Origin of the sequence: Enterobacter cloacae complex sp. P24RS, from assembly GCF_014982165.1 — a bacterium.
GTDB classification, from domain to species: domain Bacteria; phylum Pseudomonadota; class Gammaproteobacteria; order Enterobacterales; family Enterobacteriaceae; genus Enterobacter; species Enterobacter quasihormaechei.
This window is the reverse complement of sequence record NZ_JADCKU010000029.1, coordinates 1-20,934: the sequence shown is the minus strand read 5'-3', so window position 1 is coordinate 20,934 and position 20,934 is coordinate 1. Positions and strand designations below refer to the sequence as shown.

19 protein-coding genes and 1 riboswitch are annotated in these 20,934 nt (G+C 57.1%); of the genes, 7 read left to right on the top strand and 12 right to left on the bottom strand.

The features are described 5' to 3' along the window. Positions 1-75 precede the first annotated feature (75 nt). The gene (gene rpoC, locus INF58_RS20485) at positions 76-4,299 is read left to right on the top strand and encodes a DNA-directed RNA polymerase subunit beta' (protein ID WP_006810528.1); all 4,224 of its coding nucleotides are present in this window, start codon (positions 76-78) and stop codon (positions 4,297-4,299) included. Between the two features lie 56 nt (positions 4,300-4,355). Here the strand turns inward: rpoC and INF58_RS20480 are convergent, their stop codons facing one another. The 10 genes from INF58_RS20480 to rsd all read right to left on the bottom strand — a co-directional run bounded on the left by INF58_RS20480 (position 4,356) and on the right by rsd (position 13,142). Beyond that, the gene (locus INF58_RS20480) at positions 4,356-4,673 is read right to left on the bottom strand and encodes a PTS lactose/cellobiose transporter subunit IIA (protein WP_003862327.1); all 318 of its coding nucleotides are present in this window, start codon (positions 4,671-4,673) and stop codon (positions 4,356-4,358) included. Continuing rightward, positions 4,673-4,981 carry a PTS sugar transporter subunit IIB gene (locus INF58_RS20475; protein WP_010425948.1) on the bottom strand — a complete coding sequence of 103 codons (309 nt, stop codon included), beginning with the start codon at positions 4,979-4,981 and terminating at the stop codon, positions 4,673-4,675. Before INF58_RS20475 ends, INF58_RS20480 begins: the two co-directional genes overlap by 1 nt. Positions 4,982-5,161: 180 nt before the next feature. Beyond that, positions 5,162-6,703, bottom strand: coding sequence for a diguanylate cyclase domain-containing protein (locus INF58_RS20470; RefSeq protein WP_131638193.1), 1,542 nt, complete (start codon positions 6,701-6,703; stop codon positions 5,162-5,164). A gap of 333 nt (positions 6,704-7,036) precedes the next feature. After that, the gene (gene thiH / locus INF58_RS20465; RefSeq protein WP_193528398.1) at positions 7,037-8,170 is read right to left on the bottom strand and encodes a 2-iminoacetate synthase ThiH; all 1,134 of its coding nucleotides are present in this window, start codon (positions 8,168-8,170) and stop codon (positions 7,037-7,039) included. After that, positions 8,170-8,937: a thiazole synthase gene (thiG, locus tag INF58_RS20460; protein WP_193528397.1), complete on the bottom strand. Its 768-nt coding sequence runs from the start codon at positions 8,935-8,937 to the stop codon at positions 8,170-8,172. Before thiG ends, thiH begins: the two co-directional genes overlap by 1 nt. Before the next feature lies 1 nt (position 8,938). Continuing rightward, the gene (gene thiS / locus INF58_RS20455; protein ID WP_063450072.1) at positions 8,939-9,139 is read right to left on the bottom strand and encodes a sulfur carrier protein ThiS; all 201 of its coding nucleotides are present in this window, start codon (positions 9,137-9,139) and stop codon (positions 8,939-8,941) included. Further along, positions 9,123-9,878, bottom strand: a complete 756-nt coding sequence (locus INF58_RS20450) for a HesA/MoeB/ThiF family protein (RefSeq protein WP_112793157.1) — start codon at positions 9,876-9,878, stop codon at positions 9,123-9,125. The genes thiS and INF58_RS20450 overlap by 17 nt, the downstream gene beginning before the upstream one ends. Then, positions 9,865-10,506 (bottom strand): thiamine phosphate synthase, encoded by a 642-nt coding sequence (thiE, locus tag INF58_RS20445; protein WP_193528396.1) that lies wholly within the window; start codon positions 10,504-10,506, stop codon positions 9,865-9,867. The genes INF58_RS20450 and thiE overlap by 14 nt, the downstream gene beginning before the upstream one ends. After that, a complete protein-coding gene (thiC, locus tag INF58_RS20440; protein ID WP_193528395.1) occupies positions 10,506-12,401 on the bottom strand; it encodes a phosphomethylpyrimidine synthase ThiC in 1,896 nt (631 codons plus the stop codon). Before thiC ends, thiE begins: the two co-directional genes overlap by 1 nt. A gap of 79 nt (positions 12,402-12,480) precedes the next feature. Continuing rightward, a riboswitch (TPP riboswitch) is annotated at positions 12,481-12,590 on the bottom strand. 54 nt (positions 12,591-12,644) lie between these two features. Further along, the gene (rsd, locus tag INF58_RS20435) at positions 12,645-13,142 is read right to left on the bottom strand and encodes a sigma D regulator (protein WP_193034202.1); all 498 of its coding nucleotides are present in this window, start codon (positions 13,140-13,142) and stop codon (positions 12,645-12,647) included. A gap of 95 nt (positions 13,143-13,237) precedes the next feature. Here rsd and nudC point away from each other — a divergent pair, with 95 nt between their 5' ends. The 6 genes from nudC to INF58_RS20405 all read left to right on the top strand — a co-directional run bounded on the left by nudC (position 13,238) and on the right by INF58_RS20405 (position 17,590). Continuing rightward, on the top strand, positions 13,238-14,011 hold the full coding sequence (gene nudC, locus INF58_RS20430) for an NAD(+) diphosphatase (protein WP_088204570.1): 774 nt from the start codon (positions 13,238-13,240) through the stop codon (positions 14,009-14,011). Positions 14,012-14,049: 38 nt separating this feature from the next. Continuing rightward, complete coding sequence (gene hemE, locus INF58_RS20425; RefSeq protein ID WP_028015107.1) at positions 14,050-15,114, top strand: uroporphyrinogen decarboxylase; 1,065 nt, start codon at positions 14,050-14,052, stop codon at positions 15,112-15,114. Between the two features lie 9 nt (positions 15,115-15,123). Next, on the top strand, positions 15,124-15,795 hold the full coding sequence (nfi, locus tag INF58_RS20420) for a deoxyribonuclease V (protein WP_010425928.1): 672 nt from the start codon (positions 15,124-15,126) through the stop codon (positions 15,793-15,795). A 41-nt stretch (positions 15,796-15,836) separates the two neighbouring features. After that, positions 15,837-16,427 (top strand): YjaG family protein, encoded by a 591-nt coding sequence (locus INF58_RS20415; protein WP_022646712.1) that lies wholly within the window; start codon positions 15,837-15,839, stop codon positions 16,425-16,427. A gap of 186 nt (positions 16,428-16,613) precedes the next feature. After that, entirely contained in the window at positions 16,614-16,886 is a 273-nt protein-coding gene (gene hupA / locus INF58_RS20410; RefSeq protein WP_002445246.1) for a nucleoid-associated protein HU-alpha, read from the top strand. Between the two features lie 11 nt (positions 16,887-16,897). Further along, on the top strand, positions 16,898-17,590 hold the full coding sequence (locus INF58_RS20405) for a DUF1481 domain-containing protein (protein WP_193528399.1): 693 nt from the start codon (positions 16,898-16,900) through the stop codon (positions 17,588-17,590). A 47-nt stretch (positions 17,591-17,637) separates the two neighbouring features. Here INF58_RS20405 and purD read toward each other — a convergent pair whose 3' ends face one another. Then, the gene (gene purD / locus INF58_RS20400) at positions 17,638-18,930 is read right to left on the bottom strand and encodes a phosphoribosylamine--glycine ligase (protein WP_193034201.1); all 1,293 of its coding nucleotides are present in this window, start codon (positions 18,928-18,930) and stop codon (positions 17,638-17,640) included. Positions 18,931-18,945: 15 nt separating this feature from the next. Beyond that, positions 18,946-20,535 (bottom strand): bifunctional phosphoribosylaminoimidazolecarboxamide formyltransferase/IMP cyclohydrolase, encoded by a 1,590-nt coding sequence (gene purH / locus INF58_RS20395; protein WP_049138094.1) that lies wholly within the window; start codon positions 20,533-20,535, stop codon positions 18,946-18,948. Positions 20,536-20,934: the final 399 nt, after the last annotated feature.

Here is a 20,934-nt window from a genome sequence, read left to right as displayed (position 1 = left end):
TCTCGCTCAAACAGGTCACTGCTGTCGGGCTAACGCCCGACAGCAGAGTGTGCTAACTCCGACGGGAGCAAATCCGTGAAAGACTTATTAAAGTTTCTGAAAGCGCAAACTAAAACCGAAGAGTTTGATGCGATCAAAATTGCTCTGGCTTCGCCAGACATGATCCGTTCATGGTCTTTCGGTGAAGTTAAAAAGCCGGAAACCATTAACTACCGTACGTTCAAACCTGAGCGTGACGGCCTTTTCTGTGCGCGTATTTTCGGGCCAGTAAAAGACTACGAGTGCCTGTGCGGTAAGTACAAGCGCCTGAAACACCGTGGTGTGATCTGTGAGAAGTGCGGCGTTGAAGTGACCCAGACCAAAGTACGCCGTGAGCGTATGGGCCACATCGAGCTGGCGTCTCCGACCGCTCACATCTGGTTCCTGAAATCTCTGCCGTCCCGTATCGGCCTGCTGCTGGATATGCCGCTGCGCGATATCGAACGTGTTCTGTACTTCGAATCTTATGTGGTTATCGAAGGCGGGATGACGAATCTGGAACGTAACCAGATCCTGACCGAAGAACAGTATCTGGACGCGCTGGAAGAGTTCGGTGACGAATTCGACGCGAAGATGGGTGCGGAAGCTATTCAGGCCCTGCTCAAGAGCATGGATCTGGAGCAAGAGTGTGAAACGCTGCGCGAAGAGCTGAACGAAACCAACTCCGAAACTAAGCGTAAAAAGCTGACCAAGCGTATCAAACTCCTGGAAGCGTTCGTTCAGTCTGGTAACAAGCCAGAGTGGATGATCCTGACCGTTCTGCCGGTTCTGCCGCCAGATCTGCGTCCGCTGGTTCCGCTGGATGGTGGTCGTTTCGCAACGTCAGATCTGAACGATCTGTACCGTCGCGTAATCAACCGTAACAACCGTCTGAAACGTCTGCTGGATCTGGCTGCGCCGGACATCATCGTACGCAACGAAAAACGTATGCTTCAGGAAGCAGTCGATGCCCTGTTGGATAACGGTCGTCGCGGTCGTGCTATCACCGGTTCGAACAAACGTCCTCTGAAATCTTTGGCCGACATGATCAAAGGTAAGCAGGGTCGTTTCCGTCAGAACCTGCTCGGTAAGCGTGTTGACTACTCCGGTCGTTCTGTAATCACCGTAGGTCCATACCTGCGTCTGCATCAGTGCGGTCTGCCGAAGAAAATGGCACTGGAGCTGTTCAAACCGTTCATCTACGGCAAGCTGGAGCTGCGTGGCCTCGCCACCACCATCAAAGCCGCTAAGAAAATGGTTGAGCGTGAAGAAGCTGTCGTTTGGGATATCCTGGACGAAGTGATCCGCGAACACCCGGTACTGCTGAACCGTGCACCAACCCTGCACCGTCTGGGTATCCAGGCATTTGAGCCGGTACTGATCGAAGGTAAAGCTATCCAGCTGCACCCGCTGGTTTGTGCGGCTTATAACGCCGACTTCGATGGTGACCAGATGGCTGTTCACGTACCGCTGACGCTGGAAGCCCAGCTCGAAGCGCGTGCGCTGATGATGTCTACCAACAACATCCTGTCTCCAGCGAACGGTGAACCAATCATCGTTCCTTCTCAGGACGTTGTACTGGGTCTGTACTACATGACCCGTGACTGTGTTAACGCCAAAGGCGAAGGCATGGTGCTGACTGGCCCTAAAGAAGCTGAGCGTATTTATCGCGCTGGCCTGGCCTCTCTGCATGCGCGCGTTAAAGTGCGTATCACCGAATACGAAAAAGATGAAAACGGCGAATTCGTTGCGCACACCAGCCTGAAAGACACGACCGTTGGCCGTGCGATTCTGTGGATGATCGTACCGAAAGGTCTGCCTTTCTCCATCGTCAACCAGGCGCTGGGCAAGAAAGCGATCTCCAAAATGCTGAACACCTGTTACCGCATTCTGGGTCTGAAGCCGACCGTTATCTTCGCTGACCAGACAATGTACACCGGCTTTGCTTATGCAGCGCGTTCAGGTGCATCTGTTGGTATCGATGACATGGTCATCCCAGAGAAGAAACACGAGATCATCTCTGAAGCGGAAGCTGAAGTTGCTGAGATCCAGGAGCAGTTCCAGTCTGGTCTGGTAACCGCAGGCGAACGTTACAACAAAGTTATCGATATCTGGGCAGCGGCGAACGATCGTGTATCCAAAGCGATGATGGACAACCTGCAAACCGAAACCGTGATTAACCGTGACGGCGTCGAAGAGCAGCAGGTTTCCTTCAACAGCATCTACATGATGGCCGACTCCGGTGCGCGTGGTTCTGCGGCACAGATTCGTCAGCTGGCAGGTATGCGTGGTCTGATGGCGAAGCCAGATGGCTCCATCATCGAAACGCCAATCACCGCGAACTTCCGTGAAGGTCTGAACGTACTCCAGTACTTCATCTCCACGCACGGTGCGCGTAAAGGTCTGGCGGATACCGCACTGAAAACTGCGAACTCCGGTTATCTGACGCGTCGTCTGGTTGACGTTGCGCAGGATCTGGTTGTGACCGAAGACGATTGTGGCACCCTCGAAGGTATCACCATGACCCCGGTTATCGAGGGTGGTGATGTTAAAGAGCCGCTGCGCGATCGCGTACTGGGTCGTGTGACCGCGGAAGACATTCTGAAGCCGGGCACCGCAGACATTCTGGTTCCACGCAACACCCTGCTGCACGAACAGTGGTGTGACCTGCTGGAAGCGAACTCTGTTGACTCCGTGAAGGTACGTTCCGTTGTATCCTGTGACACCGACTTTGGTGTGTGTGCGCACTGCTACGGTCGTGACCTGGCGCGTGGCCACATCATCAACAAAGGTGAAGCCATCGGCGTTATCGCGGCACAGTCCATCGGTGAGCCGGGTACACAGCTGACGATGCGTACGTTCCACATCGGTGGTGCGGCATCTCGTGCGGCTGCTGAATCCAGCATCCAGGTGAAAAACAAAGGTAGCATCAAGCTCAGCAACGCGAAGTCTGTTGTTAACTCCGCAGGCAAGCTGGTTGTGACCTCTCGTAACACCGAGCTGAAGCTGATCGACGAATTCGGTCGTACCAAAGAGAGCTATAAAGTGCCTTACGGTGCGGTTATGGCGAAAGGTGATGGCGAGCAGGTTGCCGGCGGTGAAACCGTTGCAAACTGGGATCCACACACCATGCCGGTAATCACCGAAGTAAGTGGTTTCATCCGCTTTACTGACATGATCGACGGCCAGACCATTACTCGTCAGACTGACGAGCTGACCGGTCTGTCTTCTCTGGTGGTTCTGGATTCTGCTGAACGTACTACCGGCGGTAAAGATCTGCGTCCTGCACTGAAAATCGTTGATGCTCAGGGTAACGACGTTCTGATCCCTGGTACCGATATGCCTGCGCAGTACTTCCTGCCGGGTAAAGCGATTGTACAGCTGGAAGATGGCGTACAGATCAGCTCTGGTGACACCCTGGCGCGTATTCCTCAGGAATCCGGCGGTACCAAGGACATCACCGGTGGTCTGCCACGCGTTGCGGACCTGTTCGAAGCACGTCGTCCGAAAGAGCCTGCAATCCTGGCTGAAATCAGCGGTATCATCTCCTTCGGTAAAGAGACCAAAGGTAAGCGCCGTCTGGTTATCACGCCTGTAGATGGCAGCGAGCCGTACGAAGAGATGATTCCTAAGTGGCGTCAGCTCAACGTGTTCGAAGGTGAACGCGTAGAACGTGGTGACGTGGTTTCCGACGGTCCAGAAGCGCCGCACGACATCCTGCGTCTGCGTGGTGTGCATGCTGTTACTCGTTACATCGTTAACGAAGTACAGGACGTATACCGTCTGCAAGGCGTTAAGATTAACGATAAACACATCGAAGTTATCGTTCGTCAGATGCTGCGTAAAGCCACCATCGAAAACGCGGGCAGCTCCGACTTCCTGGAAGGCGAGCAGGTTGAATACTCACGCGTTAAGATCGCTAACCGCGATCTGGAAGCGAACGGCAAAATCGGTGCGACCTTCGCACGCGATCTGCTGGGTATCACCAAAGCGTCTCTGGCAACCGAGTCCTTCATCTCCGCAGCATCGTTCCAGGAAACCACGCGTGTCCTGACCGAAGCGGCTGTTGCGGGTAAACGTGATGAACTGCGCGGTCTGAAAGAGAACGTTATCGTGGGTCGTCTGATCCCGGCCGGTACCGGTTATGCGTACCACCAGGATCGTATGCGTCGTCGCGCAGCGGGCGAACTGCCAGCTGCACCGCAGGTAACTGCCGAAGATGCATCCGCGAGCCTGGCAGAACTGCTGAACGCAGGTCTGGGCGGTTCCGACAACGAGTAATCGTTGATGCCGTAAATAAAAAACCCGCCTCGGCGGGTTTTTTTATATCTGCATTTTCAGTTTACCAGCGGGATGCGTCGATAAAGCTCAATCATGTCGCCCGCCAGATCCTGGATAACCATCGCGTTCATCAGGTGGTCCTGAGAGTGAACGGTGATCAGGTTAACCGGAAGTTTTCCTGTCCCTTCATCGAGCCCAATGAGCTGCGTCTGGATCGTATGCGCATGTTTCACATACTCGCGCGACTCTTCCATCGCTTTTTCGGCTTCGTCAAAGTCGCCTTTTCGTGCCATCTGCAACGCTGTCAGGGCCGCACTGCGCGCCGCACCTGCATTGACCAATAGCTCCATGATGGTGGTTTCTAAGTCTTCCATTATGACTCCAGCAGTTTAAGCGCTTTTTCCAGTACGGCATCACCTTTCATCATGCCGTAATCCATCATGTCGATGACCGCGACCTTTTTCCCGAGCGGATCGGCCTGCGCCTGGAGTTTTGCCTGTTCGTATTTCACCTGTGGCCCCAGTAATACGATATCAGCCGTCGCGATGTTGTCTTTAAATTCCGCGACCGGAACGGCTTTGATGGTTACTTCGACTCCTTTTTTCTGCGCGGCATCTTTCATACGTTGAACCAGCATGCTGGTTGACATTCCCGCTGCACAGCATAAAACGATGTTCTTCATAGTCAGCCTCGATCTACATGTGTTTATTGATAATTATCCCGTGCAGAGCGCTTCAACAACCGCTTTACCGCGATTGTGTGTCAGGCATCACAAAGAAATCGGCATTTTTCTGAAACCGGTTACAATTTAACGCAGGAGAGCATTCTGCCCGTCAGAACGGGCAGAATTTCAGGAGGGAGATTATCGGCTGGCCGTGCTTATGATGCGGTTTTTACCCTGTTGTTTAGCGGTATACAGCGCTTCATCTACGCTACCGACAAATTGTTCCAGCGGTTCGAAGTGCCACTCACCCAGCCCCGCGCTGAAGGTCACCCGCAGGTTCTCTTCCCGCCAGGTCCGTTTTTCCACGGCGGTGCGCCAGGCTTCCAGTAGCGCGTGCGCGGAGTTCATCAGCTCGGCCGGGAAAATCACCCCGAACTCTTCTCCACCGTAGCGATAAACCGAGACGTGGTGCGGCTGCATGATCTGAATGCCTTCGCGTGCCACGTTACGCAGAACGATATCCCCGCTCAGGTGGCCCCAGGTGTCGTTAATGGATTTGAAGTTATCAATGTCGACCAGCGCCAGAGCGAAGGGTTGATGAGCGGCCATCAACGCATCCACATCGTTGTCGAAGGCTCGGCGGTTTTTACAGCCTGTCAGCGCATCATGGGTGGCCTGACGGACATAGGCCAGCTCCCGTTCTTTATTGGTTCGAATGGTATGGCTGAGCATCGCCTCAAGACGTGGCGCCTGGTTGACGTCGCCGGTTTTGATGGCGTTGATAATGTTCATCAGCACTGAACGTGAGGCATGACGAAGATACAGTCCGAACAGAATGATGATGATTGCCGCCAGCGCAAATCCCCAGCCGACGACGGTGGTTTCATGCCGGGTGATGACGGATAGCGTGGCATCGGAGACCCGATAAATCACAAACCAGTCCGGATTGGTGAACGAGTAGTAGTAATACCAGGTCTTGCTTCTGGAATCGAAGAGATAGCCTTCGCCGCTGGTCATTTTGTCCATCAGCGCTTCGCTGACGTACTGCTTAAAGAGCGCCCCCGTGTCCGGATGAAGCACAACGGCGCCGTCACGTTCGACGACGAAAAACTCACCCTGTACGGGAGCTACCATCTGGCGCAGGGTATATCCCATGGAGGTTAAATCAAGGTGGAAAGCGAGCGTGCCCTTCAGACGGCCTTCCGGTGAAATGACCGGCTTATAGAGGGTGACGGTGGGATGTTGGGTGAAATAGTCCAGATAGGGGCGGGTGTAGTGCGGAAAGTTACTGGCTTCCGCTTGCCCGATAAACCATGGGCGGGTTCGTGCATCGAACGTCTGACTCTTCTCCGTAGGCAGGACTTCCGGCGCGCGCAGATGGCGCCCCTCCGTGTCCGCCAGAGAGATAGACGACACCGTCGGCATCAGATTCTGCAAATGCATTAACATCTGCAAACCGTGTGCCGGATCGATATTTAACGTCTGATTCACTCTGTCATTACGGGCGTAGTACATCGCCGCGCGACCAAGAATATAGTCATTTTCCCGCAGAATGGACTCGGTATAGTTCACCGCCAGATTATGGGTGAAGTTACCATTAATTTTATGATAATCCTCAAGAAAATCCTTTCGCTGTGAAAGGATGACCAGGATCGCGATCAGCACGAAACTGAAGAGGATCCCCGCGAAGCTGACCATAATGGGGCGGGTAAAAGAGAGCTTTTTACTGTGGAGTGCCATGAGTTGTACATCAGTCCAGATGGTAGGCGCGTTGCGTCTGTCGATATCCTCAGCATAGTCGCTGTCCGGTTGCTGGTAGTAAATTATACAGAAGGCGACTTCCGACGAGATGATTTATCTTAAGAGTAGCTAAGAAAAGTCGCATTTATTTTAACGATTGAAATTTTTTTTAAGAGGCGGAGGGCAGGGCGAAACGAGGAAGAAGCATTTTCACCCTGGTCAGCGTCCGTTGCTGACGGGGTTAATCATAAGAAAACCGGACGGATTTCCTCAATCGCCCGGTTTTGATCTCACGAGCCCCCTCGTAACCTTTTCGCGATTTTGCAGGCGGTTTCAGCGCAAATGCGAGGCTCTTCCCAGCCAGCTGTCCCAGTCTTTCCACACCGGCTGTAGGCCCTGTGCAGCCAGTGCTTCCGCCACCGCTTCGGGCCGTCGTCCGTCGTGAGGCGTAAACTGTTCCAGTTCCGGGCGATCGTCCGCGTAACCGCCCGGCTGCGTTTTGGAAAAGGCGCTGACGTTGTTGATCGCCAGGGGGATCGCGCGGTCGCGAAACGCCGGGGATTCACGCGTGGAGAGCGACAGTTCCACTTCCGGGGCGAACAGGCGAAAGGCGCATATTGTTTGCACCAGCTGGCGCTCATCCATTATCGAGGCAGGTTCAACGCCTCCTGTACACGGACGCAGCCGCGGGAACGAGATGGAATAGCGGCTTTGCCAGTAGTGCTGCTGTAGCCACAGCAGATGCTCCGCCACCATATAGCAGTCCACGCGCCAACTGTCAGACAGACCGATAAGCGCGCCCAGCCCAATTTTGTCGATGCCGGCGCGCCCCAGCCTGTCCGGGGTTTCCAGCCGGAAAAAGAAATCCTGCTTCTTCCCTTTCAGGTGATGCCGGGCATAAGTCGCCTCATGGTAGGTTTCCTGATAAACCATTACGCCGTCCAGCCCGAGGGTTTTCAGCTCCGCGTACTCCTCCTGCGACAGCGGCTGTACTTCCATCTGCAATGAGGCAAATTCGCGGCGAATGGCCGGAAGATGCTGGCGAAAATAGTCCATTCCCACTTTGCTCTGATGTTCACCCGTCACCAGCAAAAGATGTTCAAATCCCATTTCACGAATAGCGTCACACTCGCGGGCGATCTCCTGCTCATCCAGCGTTTTACGCTTAATGTGGTTGCTCATGGAGAAGCCACAGTAGGTACAGTCGTTGGCGCACAGGTTCGAAAGATAGAGTGGGACGTAGAAGCTCACCGTGTTGCCAAACCGCTGTCGGGTAAGGCGTTGAGCGCGCTGCGCCATCGGTTCAAGGTATGCGCTGGCTGCCGGAGAAAGCAGGGCCATCAAATCCTCACGGGTCAGATGACGGGCTGTTAACGCCCGCTCTACGTCCGCAGACGTTTTACTGTTGATGCGTAAGGCAATATCGTCCCAGTGAAGCTGACGCCAGCGATCGGTAAAGGTAGCCATCAGAGCGCCTCCAGAAAACCGGTCAGCGGGCTGGTGGCCTGTGCATGAAGGCTGCGCGAGCCTGGACCGGACTGCCGTGCCAGCAGACCGGACTCCACCGCAAGGCGGAACGCGCGCGCCATCATCACCGGATCGTCGGCCACGGCAATCGCGGTATTGACCAGCACCGCATCGGCACCCATTTCCAGCGCCTGCGCGGCGTGGCTGGGTACGCCGATGCCCGCATCCACCACCACGGGCACGGTAGCCTGCTCAATAATGATCTCCAGCATCGCGCGGGTTTCCAACCCCTGATTAGAGCCAATGGGCGCCCCCAGCGGCATAACGGCGGCACAGCCGACCTCTTCCAGACGCTTGCATAGCACGGGATCCGCGCCGCAGTAAGGCAGAACGGTAAACCCCTGCTGAACCAGCTTTTCTGCGGCTTTCAGGGTCTCTATCGGGTCCGGCAGCAGCCAGCGTGCATCCGGGTGAATTTCCAGCTTCAGCCAGCGGGTGCCGAGCGCTTCCCGGGCCAGCTGTGCGGCGAAAACCGCCTCCTCGGCCGTTTTCGCACCGGAGGTATTAGGTAAGAGCGTGACGCCGGCTTCCAGCAAAGGTGCAAGAATGGCATCGTTGTGCTGGCGAAGGTCCACGCGCTTCATCGCCAGCGTCACCAGCTGGCTGCCGCTTTCGCGAATGGCATCCACCATCAGCTGCGGCGAGGCGAATTTGCCGGTTCCGGTAAACAGATGTGAATCAAAGACTTTATCGGCAATACGTAACATCTCAGCCCCCTGCGATAACCTGAAACAGCAGGATCTGGTCGCCTTCATTGACCTGCTGACGTTCCCACTGCTCGCGCGGCAGGATCTGTTGATTGAGCGCCAGCGCCGTTCCCGGCTTCAGCTGGCGCAGCGTGTCGAGCAGGGCGGCAACGGTGAGACCGTCGTCGCACGTCATCGGCTCATCGTTAAACAGAATGCGCATTCCGGCCTCCGCATACCGGGCAGTGGCTGGCGCGGCTTAACGCCAGATGGCGCCAGCCGCCGGAACGGGCGTCGAACAGCCGGAGCGTGTTGCGCGCTGTCTCCATGCCGCTGAGCAGCTTGATGGCCTCCAGTGCCTGAAGGGTGCCCATCACGCCCACCACCGGGCCAAGAATGCCTGCCGTGCGGCAGTTACGCTCCGGTTCAGCCTCGTCCGTCCACAGGCAGCGGTAGCAGCCCTGCGCCCACGGCGGCGTAAGCACCATTATCTGCCCGCCGAAACCGACCGCGCTGGCGGTGATCAGCGGCGTGTTCTGTGCAACACAGGCCGCGTTGATGGCCTGACGCGTCGCCATGTTGTCCGTGCAGTCCAGCACCGCGTCGGCAAGGGCAACTTCGCGTTGCATCTCGTCTCCGCTAAGCCGCGTCTGGAGCGCAACCAGTTCGATATCGGGGTTAAGCTGGTTCAGCCGCTGGCGCGTAACCTGCGCCTTAGGCTGGTTAACATCTTCTGTCGTGAAGAGGATTTGCCGTTGCAGGTTGCTGAGGTGTACTTCATCGTCATCGGCCAGTACCAGCGTTCCCACGCCCGCACCGGCCAGATACAGCGCGGCGGGGGCGCCTAATCCGCCCAGGCCGACAATCAGTACCCGGCTTGCGAGCAGCTTTTGCTGCCCGTCAATGGCGATATCCTCCAGCAGGATCTGGCGGCTGTAGCGCATAAAATCACGATCTTTCATCGCCTGCTCCTGCCAGTTGTAAAAGCCGTGCGGTGGCGGCCTGCCAGTCTGCCGCCTGGGTGATAGCGCTGACGACGGCGATACTGCCGACGCCGGTTTCCAGTACGGCGGGCGCACGTTCAAGGCTGATCCCGCCGATGGCGACGGTAGGATAATCGGCAAGGCGCTTCACGTGCGCCGCCAGCTGCGTCAAACCCTGCGGGGCAGACGGCATCTGCTTGGTTTGCGTCGGGAAAACGTGACCGAGGGCGATGTAGGAGGGGCGGGCCGCCAGCGCCACGTCGATCTCCATGTCATCGTGTGTTGAAACGCCAAGGCGCAGGCCAGCCTGGCGGATGGCGTTCAAATCGGTGGTTTCCAGATCTTCCTGCCCCAGATGGACGCCGTACGCCCGGTGCTTGACGGCCAGCCGCCAGTAGTCGTTGATAAACAGGCGAGCAGTGTAGCGATGCCCCAGCGCGATGGCGGCGACGACGTCGGCCTCCACCTCTTCATCGCGCTTATCCTTGATGCGCAGCTGGAGGGTGCGAACGCCGGCCTCCAGCAGGCGGGCGATCCACTCCACGCTGTCTACCACCGGGTAAAGCCCTAAGCGGAAGGGCACGGAGGGAAAATCGGGCTGGTACATTACGCCTCCTCTTTTTTGAGGTAAATTTCGCCGCCTCTGGCGCGGAAGGTTTCCGACATGTCCGCCATACCGACTTCAATGGTCTGCGCAGCGGCGTAGTCCCGCACTTCCTGGCTGATTTTCATCGAGCAGAATTTTGGCCCGCACATGGAGCAGAAGTGCGCCACCTTGCCCGACTCCTGGGGCAGGGTTTCATCGTGATAGGCGCGGGCGGTAAACGGATCCAGCGCCAGGTTAAACTGGTCTTCCCAGCGGAATTCAAAGCGCGCTTTGGACATGGCGTTATCGCGGATTTGCGCGCCCGGATGGCCTTTCGCCAGATCCGCCGCGTGGGCGGCAATCTTGTAGGTAATCAGCCCCTGCTTCACGTCCTCTTTGTTTGGCAGACCGAGGTGTTCTTTCGGCGTGACGTAGCAGAGCATGGCGCAGCCGAACCAGCCGATCATCGCCGCGCCAATCCCGGAGGTGAAGTGGTCGTAGCCCGGTGCGATGTCCGTGGTCAACGGCCCTAGGGTGTAGAACGGCGCTTCGTGGCAGTGCTCCAGCTCCTCGGTCATGTTGCGGCGGATCATCTGCATCGGCACGTGGCCCGGGCCTTCAATCATCACCTGCACGTCATACTCCCAGGCGATTTTGGTTAGCTCGCCCAGGGTGTGCAGCTCGGCAAACTGCGCATCGTCGTTGGCGTCGCGGATGGAGCCAGGACGCAGGCCGTCGCCCAGCGACAGGGAGACGTCGTACGCGGCGCAGATTTCGCAGATTTCGCGGAAGTGCTCGTAGAGGAAGTTTTCCTGATGATGGGACAGGCACCACTTCGCCATGATGGAGCCACCGCGTGAGACGATGCCGGTCAGACGTTTCGCCGTCATCGGCACGTAGCGCAGCAGCACGCCCGCGTGGATGGTGAAGTAGTCCACGCCCTGTTCCGCCTGCTCCAGCAGCGTGTCGCGGAACGCTTCCCAGGTGAGATTTTCGGCAATGCCGTTGACCTTCTCCAGCGCCTGGTAAATGGGGACGGTGCCAATCGGCACCGGGCTGTTACGCAGGATCCACTCGCGGGTTTCGTGGATGTAACGCCCCGTGGAGAGATCCATCACCGTGTCCGCGCCCCAGCGCGTCGACCAGACCAGCTTTTCCACCTCTTCTTCGATGGACGAGGTGACGGCAGAGTTGCCGATGTTGGCGTTAACCTTCACCAGGAAGTTGCGGCCGATAATCATCGGCTCCGATTCCGGGTGGTTGATGTTGGCGGGGATAATCGCGCGCCCGGCGGCCACTTCATCACGCACAAACTCCGGCGTGATGTTTTCCTGCAGGCGGGCGCCAAAGCCTTCGCCCGGGTGCTGGTGGCGCAGTACTTCACTGCGGATGCGCTCGCGCCCCATGTTTTCACGAATGGCGATGAACTCCATCTCCGGCGTGACGATCCCCTGGCGCGCGTAGTGCAGCTGGGTTACGCATTTGCCCGCCCTGGCGCGTTTTGGCGTCAGCAGGCCGGTAAAGCGCAGCTCGTCCAGGCCGTCGTCGGCCAGACGTTCTTTGGTGTACGCAGAACTGCGCACGCTCAGTTCTTCGCAGTCGTTACGCGCGTCAATCCACGGCTGGCGCAGCTTTGCCAGACCCTGCTGCACGTTGATGGCGACAGAGGGATCGCCGTACGGGCCGGAGGTGTCGTACACCGGCACGGCTTCGTTGTCTTCATACTGCGGGTTCTCTTTGCTGCCGCCGATAAGCGTCGGGCTGAGCTGGATTTCGCGCATTGGCACGCGAATATCGGCCTGTGAACCGGTGATGTAGATGCGTTTCGAGTTCGGGAAAGCGGTGCCTTCCAGGGTGTCGATGAAGCGTTGCGCGTGTTCGCGCTGTTCGCGGCGGGTCAGTTTTGTTGTAGACATAGCTCATTCCAGAAGTGAAGGACATGGCTTGTCAGACGACGGATGAAGCAAGAGGAGATCGCCCCAGGGGCGATACAACAGCAGCGTGACTCTTGTTCCCTTCGCAGGTATTAACCTGATCAGGTTCCGCGGATCCCGAATTAACGGTCTCAGCCCGTGCTTACACACTGGGCACTCCGACAAGAAAAATCCCCCTCCGCAGAGGGGCGACTGGTTGTAAATTACTCGTTAACGATTAAGAACTCAAGCAGGGCGCACAACGTTATCGCTGTTGCTGATATTCAGATTGTTATCCAGCACGAGGGCGATGAGCTTGTCTTCCAGCGTGAATCGCTCTTCCAGCGCTTCGCCCAGGTCGGACAGCGCCTGCTGGAACTCAAGATAGTTATCGTGATCGATAGCGTTCTCAAGCGTGGAATCGTAGTAGTCCATGATCTTCTGGGTGTTGGCTTCCAGCTGCGGACAGAGTTTGCTGGCCGCTAAATACGGCGTTGTCCCTTCCATTTCGCGGATAATGCGTTCATAAATGTTGAAATGGCCGTCGGAGAGGTAGTCGACCAGGCTCTGACAAAAATCATCCAGCGCTTTTTCATTCAGCCGCATAAAGGATTCTTTGCCAGGCTTAAGACCAACCAGATTGTAATACGCCACAAGGAGATGCTTGCGCACATGTAGCCAGCGATCCACCAGGGTGTTACTTCCTCCAACGCGCTCAGTCAGGCTTTCCAGCTGGTTTAACATGGTCGACTCCATAAGGTTTAGAATGGGATCTACTTATCCAAAATGTAACCACAATGCTAACAACATGTCAGTGAAGCGAAGGTAGTGCAATAGATATGGATCGTATTATTGAAAAATCAGATCTGGGTTGGTGGATCGTCAGCCACGAACAAAAATTATGGCTGCCCTCAGGAGAGTTGCCCTACGGTGCCGCGGAAACGTTCGATCTGGTGGGCCAGTCCGCGCTGAAGATCGGCGAGTGGCAGGGCGATCCCGTGTGGTTGATCCAGCAGGCGCGCCGTCAGGATATGGGATCCGTACGTCAGGTGTTAGATCTGGACGTCGGCCTGTTCCAGCTGGCGGGGCGCGGCGTACAGCTGGCGGAGTTTTACCGCTCGCACAAATACTGCGGTTACTGCGGGCACACCATGCACCCAAGCAAAACCGAATGGGCGCTGCTCTGCGGCCACTGCCGTGAACGCTACTATCCGCAAATCGCGCCGTGCATCATCGTTGCCATCCGCCGTGATGATTCCATCCTGCTGGCGCAGCATACCCGTCATCGCAACGGCATTCATACCGTACTCGCCGGGTTCGTGGAAGTAGGCGAAACGCTGGAGCAGGCGGTGGCGCGCGAGGTGATGGAGGAGAGCAGCATCAAGGTGAAAAACCTGCGCTACGTGACCTCCCAGCCGTGGCCGTTCCCGATGTCCCTGATGACCGCGTTTATGGCGGAATACGACAGCGGCGAGATTGTTATCGACCCGAAAGAGCTGCTGGAGGCGAACTGGTACCGCTACGACAATTTACCGCTGTTACCCCCGCCGGGAACGGTGGCGCGTCGCCTGATAGAAGATACCGTGGCAATGTGTCGGGCCGAGTATGAGTAGTGTTACACTGACGGCCTGACGCAATAAGGAACTGCAAAATGACCGAACTGAAGAACGATCGTTATCTGCGTGCGCTGCTGCGCCAGCCCGTTGATGTCACCCCGGTGTGGATGATGCGCCAGGCGGGACGCTATCTGCCAGAGTACAAAGCCACGCGCGCGCAGGCGGGCGATTTTATGTCGCTGTGCAAAAATGCCGAGCTGGCCTGTGAGGTGACGCTCCAGCCGCTGCGCCGCTTCCCGCTGGATGCCGCCATTCTCTTTTCGGACATTCTTACCATTCCGGACGCGATGGGCCTGGGGCTCTATTTCGAAACCGGCGAGGGCCCGCGCTTCACCTCCCCAATCAAAAGCAAAGCCGACGTCGATAAGCTGCCGATCCCCGATCCGGAAGGCGAGTTGGGCTACGTGATGAACGCCGTGCGCACCATTCGCCGCGAGCTGAAGGGCGAAGTGCCGCTGATTGGCTTCTCAGGCAGCCCGTGGACGCTGGCCACCTATATGGTTGAAGGCGGCAGCAGCAAAGCCTTCACCATGATTAAAAAGATGATGTACGCCGAACCGCTGGCGCTGCATGCGCTGCTCGACAAGCTGGCGAAGAGCGTCACCCTCTACCTCAACGCGCAGATTAAAGCGGGCGCGCAGTCGGTGATGATTTTCGACACCTGGGGCGGCGTGCTGACCGGGCGTGATTATCAGCAGTTCTCCCTGTACTACATGCACAAAATCGTCGATGGCCTGCTGCGTGAAAACGATGGTCGCCGCGTGCCGGTAACGCTGTTCACGAAAGGCGGCGGCCAATGGCTGGAAGCGATGGCGGCCACCGGCTGCGACGCGCTGGGCCTCGACTGGACCACCGATATTGCTGATGCGCGCCGTCGCGTGGGCGACAAAGTGGCGCTACAGGGCAACATGGACCCGTCCATGCTCTATGCTCAGCCTGCCCGCATCGAAGAGGAAGTGTCGACTATACTGTCTGGTTTCGGCCAGGGGGAAGGCCACGTCTTCAACCTCGGCCACGGTATTCATCAGGATGTGCCGCCTGAACACGCAGGCGTATTTGTGGAGGCGGTGCATCGGCTTTCTGCCCAGTATCACAAGTAAGGAGTGGTTATGGATCTCGCGTCGCTACGCGCTCAGCAAATCGAACTGGCTTCATCGGTGATCCGCGAGGATCGTCTGGATAAGGATCCCCCGCAGTACATTGGCGGGGCGGACGTCGGGTTTGAGCAGGGCGGTGAAGTGACGCGGGCGGCGATGGTGGTGCTGAAATACCCGTCGCTGGAGCTGGTGGAGTACAAGGTGGCGCGTATCGCCACCACCATGCCCTATATTCCCGGCTTTCTCTCCTTCCGCGAATACCCCGCGCTGCTGGCCGCGTGGGAGCAACTCTCGCAAAAACCTGACCTGCTGTTTGTCGATGGACACGGTATCTCCCATCCGCGCCGCTTAGGCGTCGCCAGCCACTTTGGTCTGCTGGTGGACGTGCCAACCATCGGCGTAGCGAAAAAACGCCTGTGCGGCGCGTTTGAGCCGCTCTCTGCCGAACCGGGCGCGCTGGCGCCGCTTATCCATAAAGGCGAGCAGCTGGCGTGGGTCTGGCGCAGTAAAGCGCGCTGTAATCCGCTGTTTATCGCCACCGGGCATCGGGTGAGCATGGACAGCGCGCTGGCGTGGGTGCAGCGCTGCATGAAGGGCTATCGATTACCGGAGCCAACCCGCTGGGCTGACGCCGTTGCCTCTTCACGTCCGGCATTCATTCGTTGGCAGGAAATTCAGCCGTGATTCAGGTAAACTGCGGCTAATTTTCGATTCGAGACATCATCATGTTACAAAACCCGATTCATCTGCGCCTTGAGAAGCTGGAAAGCTGGCAGCACGTGACGTTTATGGCTTGCTTGTGCGAGCGCATGTATCCCAACTATGCCGCGTTCTGTAAGCAAACGGAGTTTGGCGAAGGCCAGATTTATCGACGTATCCTGGATTTGATCTGGGAGACGCTGACAGTGAAAGACGCAAAGGTGAACTTCGATTCACAGCTCGAAAAGCTGGAAGAGGCGATCCCGGCGGCGGACGATTACGACCTGTATGGCGTTTATCCGGCTATCGATGCCTGCGTGGCGTTGAGCGAGCTGATCCACTCCCGTCTGAGTGGTGAAACGCTGGAGCACGCCATTGAAGTCAGTAAGGCGTCCATCACGACCGTCGCGATGCTGGAAATGACGCAGGAAGGCCGCGAAATGACCGACGAAGAGCTGCGTGCTAACCCGGCGGTTGAACAGGAATGGGACATTCAGTGGGAGATTTTCCGCCTGCTGGCAGAGTGTGAAGAGCGTGATATTGAACTGATCAAAGGGCTGCGCGCGGACCTGCGTGAGGCCGGTGAGAGCAATATTGGTATAATTTTTAACCAATGAGACAACAAAACGTGATTTAACGCCTGTTTTGTCACTCCTCGACTCTTCCCTTTCGCCCCCCGTCTGGTCTACATTTGGGGGGCGAAAAAAAGTGGCTATCGGTGCGTGTATGCAGGAGAGTGCTTTTTTGGCATTTTCGTCGCACTCGATGCTTAGCAAGCGATAAACACATTGAAAGGATAACTTATGAACAAGACTCAACTGATTGATGTAATTGCGGACAAGGCTGATCTGTCTAAAGTGCAGGCTAAAGCTGCTCTGGAATCTACCCTGGCTGCTATTACTGAGTCTCTGAAAGAAGGCGATGCTGTACAACTGGTTGGTTTCGGTACCTTCAAAGTGAACCACCGCGCTGAGCGTACTGGCCGCAACCCGCAGACCGGTAAAGAAATCAAAATCGCCGCAGCTAACGTGCCGGCATTTGTTTCTGGTAAAGCACTGAAAGACGCAGTTAAGTAAGACGCGTGGCAGTGAACAGTTTTAACGAAGGGGCGGCAACGCCCCTTTTGTCATTCTGGCGTGGAACGCTCGCGCTGGCAGGCGTACTGTTGCTGTCTGCCTGTAGCCATGATTCCTCACTCCCCCCGTTTACCGCCAGCGGCTACGCTGACAACCAGGGCGCGGTCAGGATCTGGCGCAAAGATTCCAGCGATCAAGTCCATATGCTTACCGCGTTCAGCCCGTGGCATAACGGCAACACCTCGACCGCAGAGTACCGCTGGCAGGGCGATGCGCTGTCGCTGATTGAACTGAACATCTACAGTAAGACCCCCGAACACGTGAAGGTGCGTTTTGACGACCACGGCGAGCTGAGCTTTATGCAGCATGAAGTCAGCGGGTTGAAACAGCAGCTTTCCAGCGATCAGGTCGCCCTTTACCGCTACCGCGCCGAACAGCTCCGTCAGACCAGCGACGCGCTGCGTCAGGGCCGCGTGGTGCTGCGCCAGGGGCGCTGGCATGCCGATGGCACGGTGACCACCTGCGAAGGGCAGACCGTAAAGCCTGAGCTTGAATCCTGGGCAACCGAACACATTCAGCGCCGTCAGCGGCATTCGTCTATGGAAGTGAGCGTGGCGTGGCTTGAGGCGCCGGAAGGCTCTCAGCTGCTGCTGGTGGCGAACGAAGACTTCTGCACCTGGCAGCCGACAGAGAAAAGTTTTTGATTTAAGTTCCCTCTCCCTTGAGGGAGAGGGTTAGGGTGAGGGGGAAATTACTCCCCCTGCTCCCGCGCAATGGCACGATAACCGATATCCTGACGGCTGAAGCTGCCGTTCCAGTGAATATCCGCCATCAGCGCATAGGCGCGTTTCTGCGCTTCTGCCACAGTCTGGCCCAGGGCGGTCGCACACAGCACGCGGCCGCCGTTGGTGAGCACGCGGTCGTCGTCAGCCAGCTTTGTCCCGGCGTGGAACACCTTCGCGCCGTCAATCTCTTCCAGCGGCAGGCCGTGGATCTCATCTCCGGTGCTGTAGTTCCCCGGATAGCCACCCGCAGCAATCACTACGCCCAGAGACGCGCGCTCGTCCCACTCTGAGGTTTTCTCGTCGAGCTTGCCTTCGCAGGCCGCCAGGCACAGATCCACCAGGTCGGATTTCATGCGCAGCATGATCGGCTGGGTTTCCGGATCGCCAAAGCGGCAGTTGAATTCGATCACCTTCGGGTTGCCCTGCTTGTCGATCATCAGGCCTGCGTAGAGGAAACCGGTATAGGTGTTGCCTTCCGCCGCCATCCCTTTCACGGTAGGCCAGATGATGCGGTCCATGGTGCGCTGATGCACCTCATCGGTAACAACGGGAGCAGGGGAGTAAGCGCCCATTCCGCCGGTGTTGGGGCCGGTATCGCCATTGCCCACGCGCTTGTGATCCTGGCTGGTGGCCATCGGCAGAACGTGCTCGCCGTCGACCATCACGATAAAGCTCGCCTCTTCGCCGTCGAGGAATTCTTCGATCACGATGCGGTGGCCCGCATCGCCAAAGGCGTTGCCTGCCAGCATATCCTGGACTGCCGCTTCGGCTTCTTCGAGCGTCATCGCCACGATAACGCCTTTCCCGGCGGCCAGACCGTCGGCTTTGATGACAATCGGCGCGCCTTTTTCACGCAGGTAAGCCAGCGCGGGCTCGACGTCGGTGAAGTTCTGATACTCCGCCGTCGGAATGTTATGACGCGCGAGGAAATCTTTGGTGAAGGCTTTTGAGCCTTCCAGCTGCGCGGCACCTTCCGTTGGGCCGAAGATTTTCAGGCCAGCGGCGCGGAAGGCGTCTACGACGCCAATCACCAGCGGCGCTTCCGGGCCAACGATGGTCAGATCGATCTTCTCGGTCTGGGCAAAGCTCAGCAGCGCCGGGATATCGGTCACGCCGATGGCGACGTTTTGCAGCGCGGGTTCCAGCGCCGTACCGGCGTTACCCGGTGCCACAAAGACGGTTTCCACCTGCGGGGACTGCGCCGCTTTCCACGCCAGCGCGTGCTCGCGCCCGCCATTACCAATCACTAATACTTTCATTTTCTGCTCCGGGAATTAATGGCGGAAGTGGCGCATGTCGGTAAAGATCATTGCGATGCCGTGTTCGTCGGCAGCGGCAATCACCTCGTCGTCGCGGATAGAGCCGCCAGGCTGGATCACACAGGTGATGCCCACCGCAGCCGCAGCGTCGATACCGTCACGGAACGGGAAGAAGGCGTCAGAGGCCATGGCGGAGCCTTTCACTTCCAGGCCTTCGTCGCCTGCTTTGATACCGGCAATTTTCGCAGAGTAAACGCGGCTCATCTGGCCTGCGCCTATCCCGATGGTCATGTTCTCTTTGGCGTAGACAATGGCGTTAGACTTCACGAACTTCGCCACTTTCCAGCAGAACAGCGCGTCGCGCAGCTCTTGTTCGGTCGGCTGACGTTTGGTCACCACGCGCAGGTCGGCTTCTGTCACCATACCCAAATCGCGATCCTGAACCAGCAGACCGCCGTTCACGCGCTTGAAGTCCAGGCCCGGCACGCGTTCCGCCCACTGACCGCAAACCAGCACGCGCACGTTCTGTTTTGCCGCAGTGATTTTCAGCGCTTCTTCTGATGCGGACGGCGCGATGATCACTTCGACAAACTGGCGGGAGATGATGGCCTGAGCGGTTTCGGCATCCAGCTCGCGGTTGAAGGCGATAATGCCGCCGAACGCGGAGGTCGGGTCGGTTTTGTAGGCGCGATCGTAGGCATCCAGAATAGAAGTGCTTACCGCAACGCCGCACGGGTTGGCGTGCTTGACGATAACGCAGGCTGGTTCGCTGAACTCTTTCACGCATTCCAGCGCGGCGTCGGTGTCGGCAATGTTGTTATAGGAAAGGGCTTTGCCCTGAACCTGCTGGGCGGTCGCAACGGAGGCTTCTTTTACCTCTTCTTCTATATAGAAGGCAGCCTGCTGATGGCTGTTCTCACCGTAACGCATATCCTGCTTCTTAATGAAGTTCAGGTTCAGGGTGCGCGGGAAGCGGCCAGAGGGATCTTTGCTTTCGCCGTGGTAGGCAGGAACCAGGCTACCGAAGTAGTTGGCGATCATGCTGTCGTACGCGGCGGTGTGTTCGAACGCCTTAATCGCAAGGTCGAAGCGGGTTTCGAGAGTGAGGGAGCCGTCGTTAGCATCCATCTCATTAATAATGGCGCTGTAGTCGCTGCTCTTCACCACGATGGCCACATCTTTATGGTTCTTCGCCGCGGAGCGCACCATGGTTGGGCCGCCGATATCAATATTCTCAACCGCATCTTCCAGAGAGCAGCCTTCGCGGGCGACGGTCTGGGCGAACGGGTAGAGATTAACAACGACCATATCGATAGGCGCGATATCATGCTGTTCCATAATGCCGTCGTCCTGACCGCGACGGCCCAGAATGCCGCCGTGTACTTTCGGGTGCAGGGTTTTGACGCGTCCATCCATCATTTCCGGGAAACCGGTATAGTCGGACACTTCGGTTACCGGCAGACCTTTATCTGCTAACAGGCGAGCGGTACCGCCTGTAGAAAGCAGCTCCACACCCCGTGCGGAAAGTGCCTGAGCGAATTCGACGATACCGGCTTTATCAGAAACACTGAGCAGAGCGCGGCGGACTGGACGACGTTGTTGCATGGTAAATCCCCTGGATTTCACGATTACAGAGAGCGTTAGATGAATTTTCCAGCGAAAAACTCATCTAACACACCTGACGAGGCCTCCTTGTTAAGCGCGAGCATTTTAACGAAAACGTTTGCGCAACGCTCGCATATTTTCACTTTTTCGAAGCGCTGTGGATAACTCTGTGTGTAAAAGGGTATAAGGCGGGGTTTTGCTGGGGAATGCAGCAGTCAGTCATTTTTCTGTCATTTAGCGGTTGCGGCCTGCGGAGAACTCCCTATAATGCGCCTCCATCGACACGGCGGATGTGAATCACTTCACGGACAACCCGGTCGGTTGAAGAGAAAAAATCCTGAAATAACGGGTTGACTCTGAAAGAGGAAAGCGTAATATACGCCACCTCGCAACGGTGAG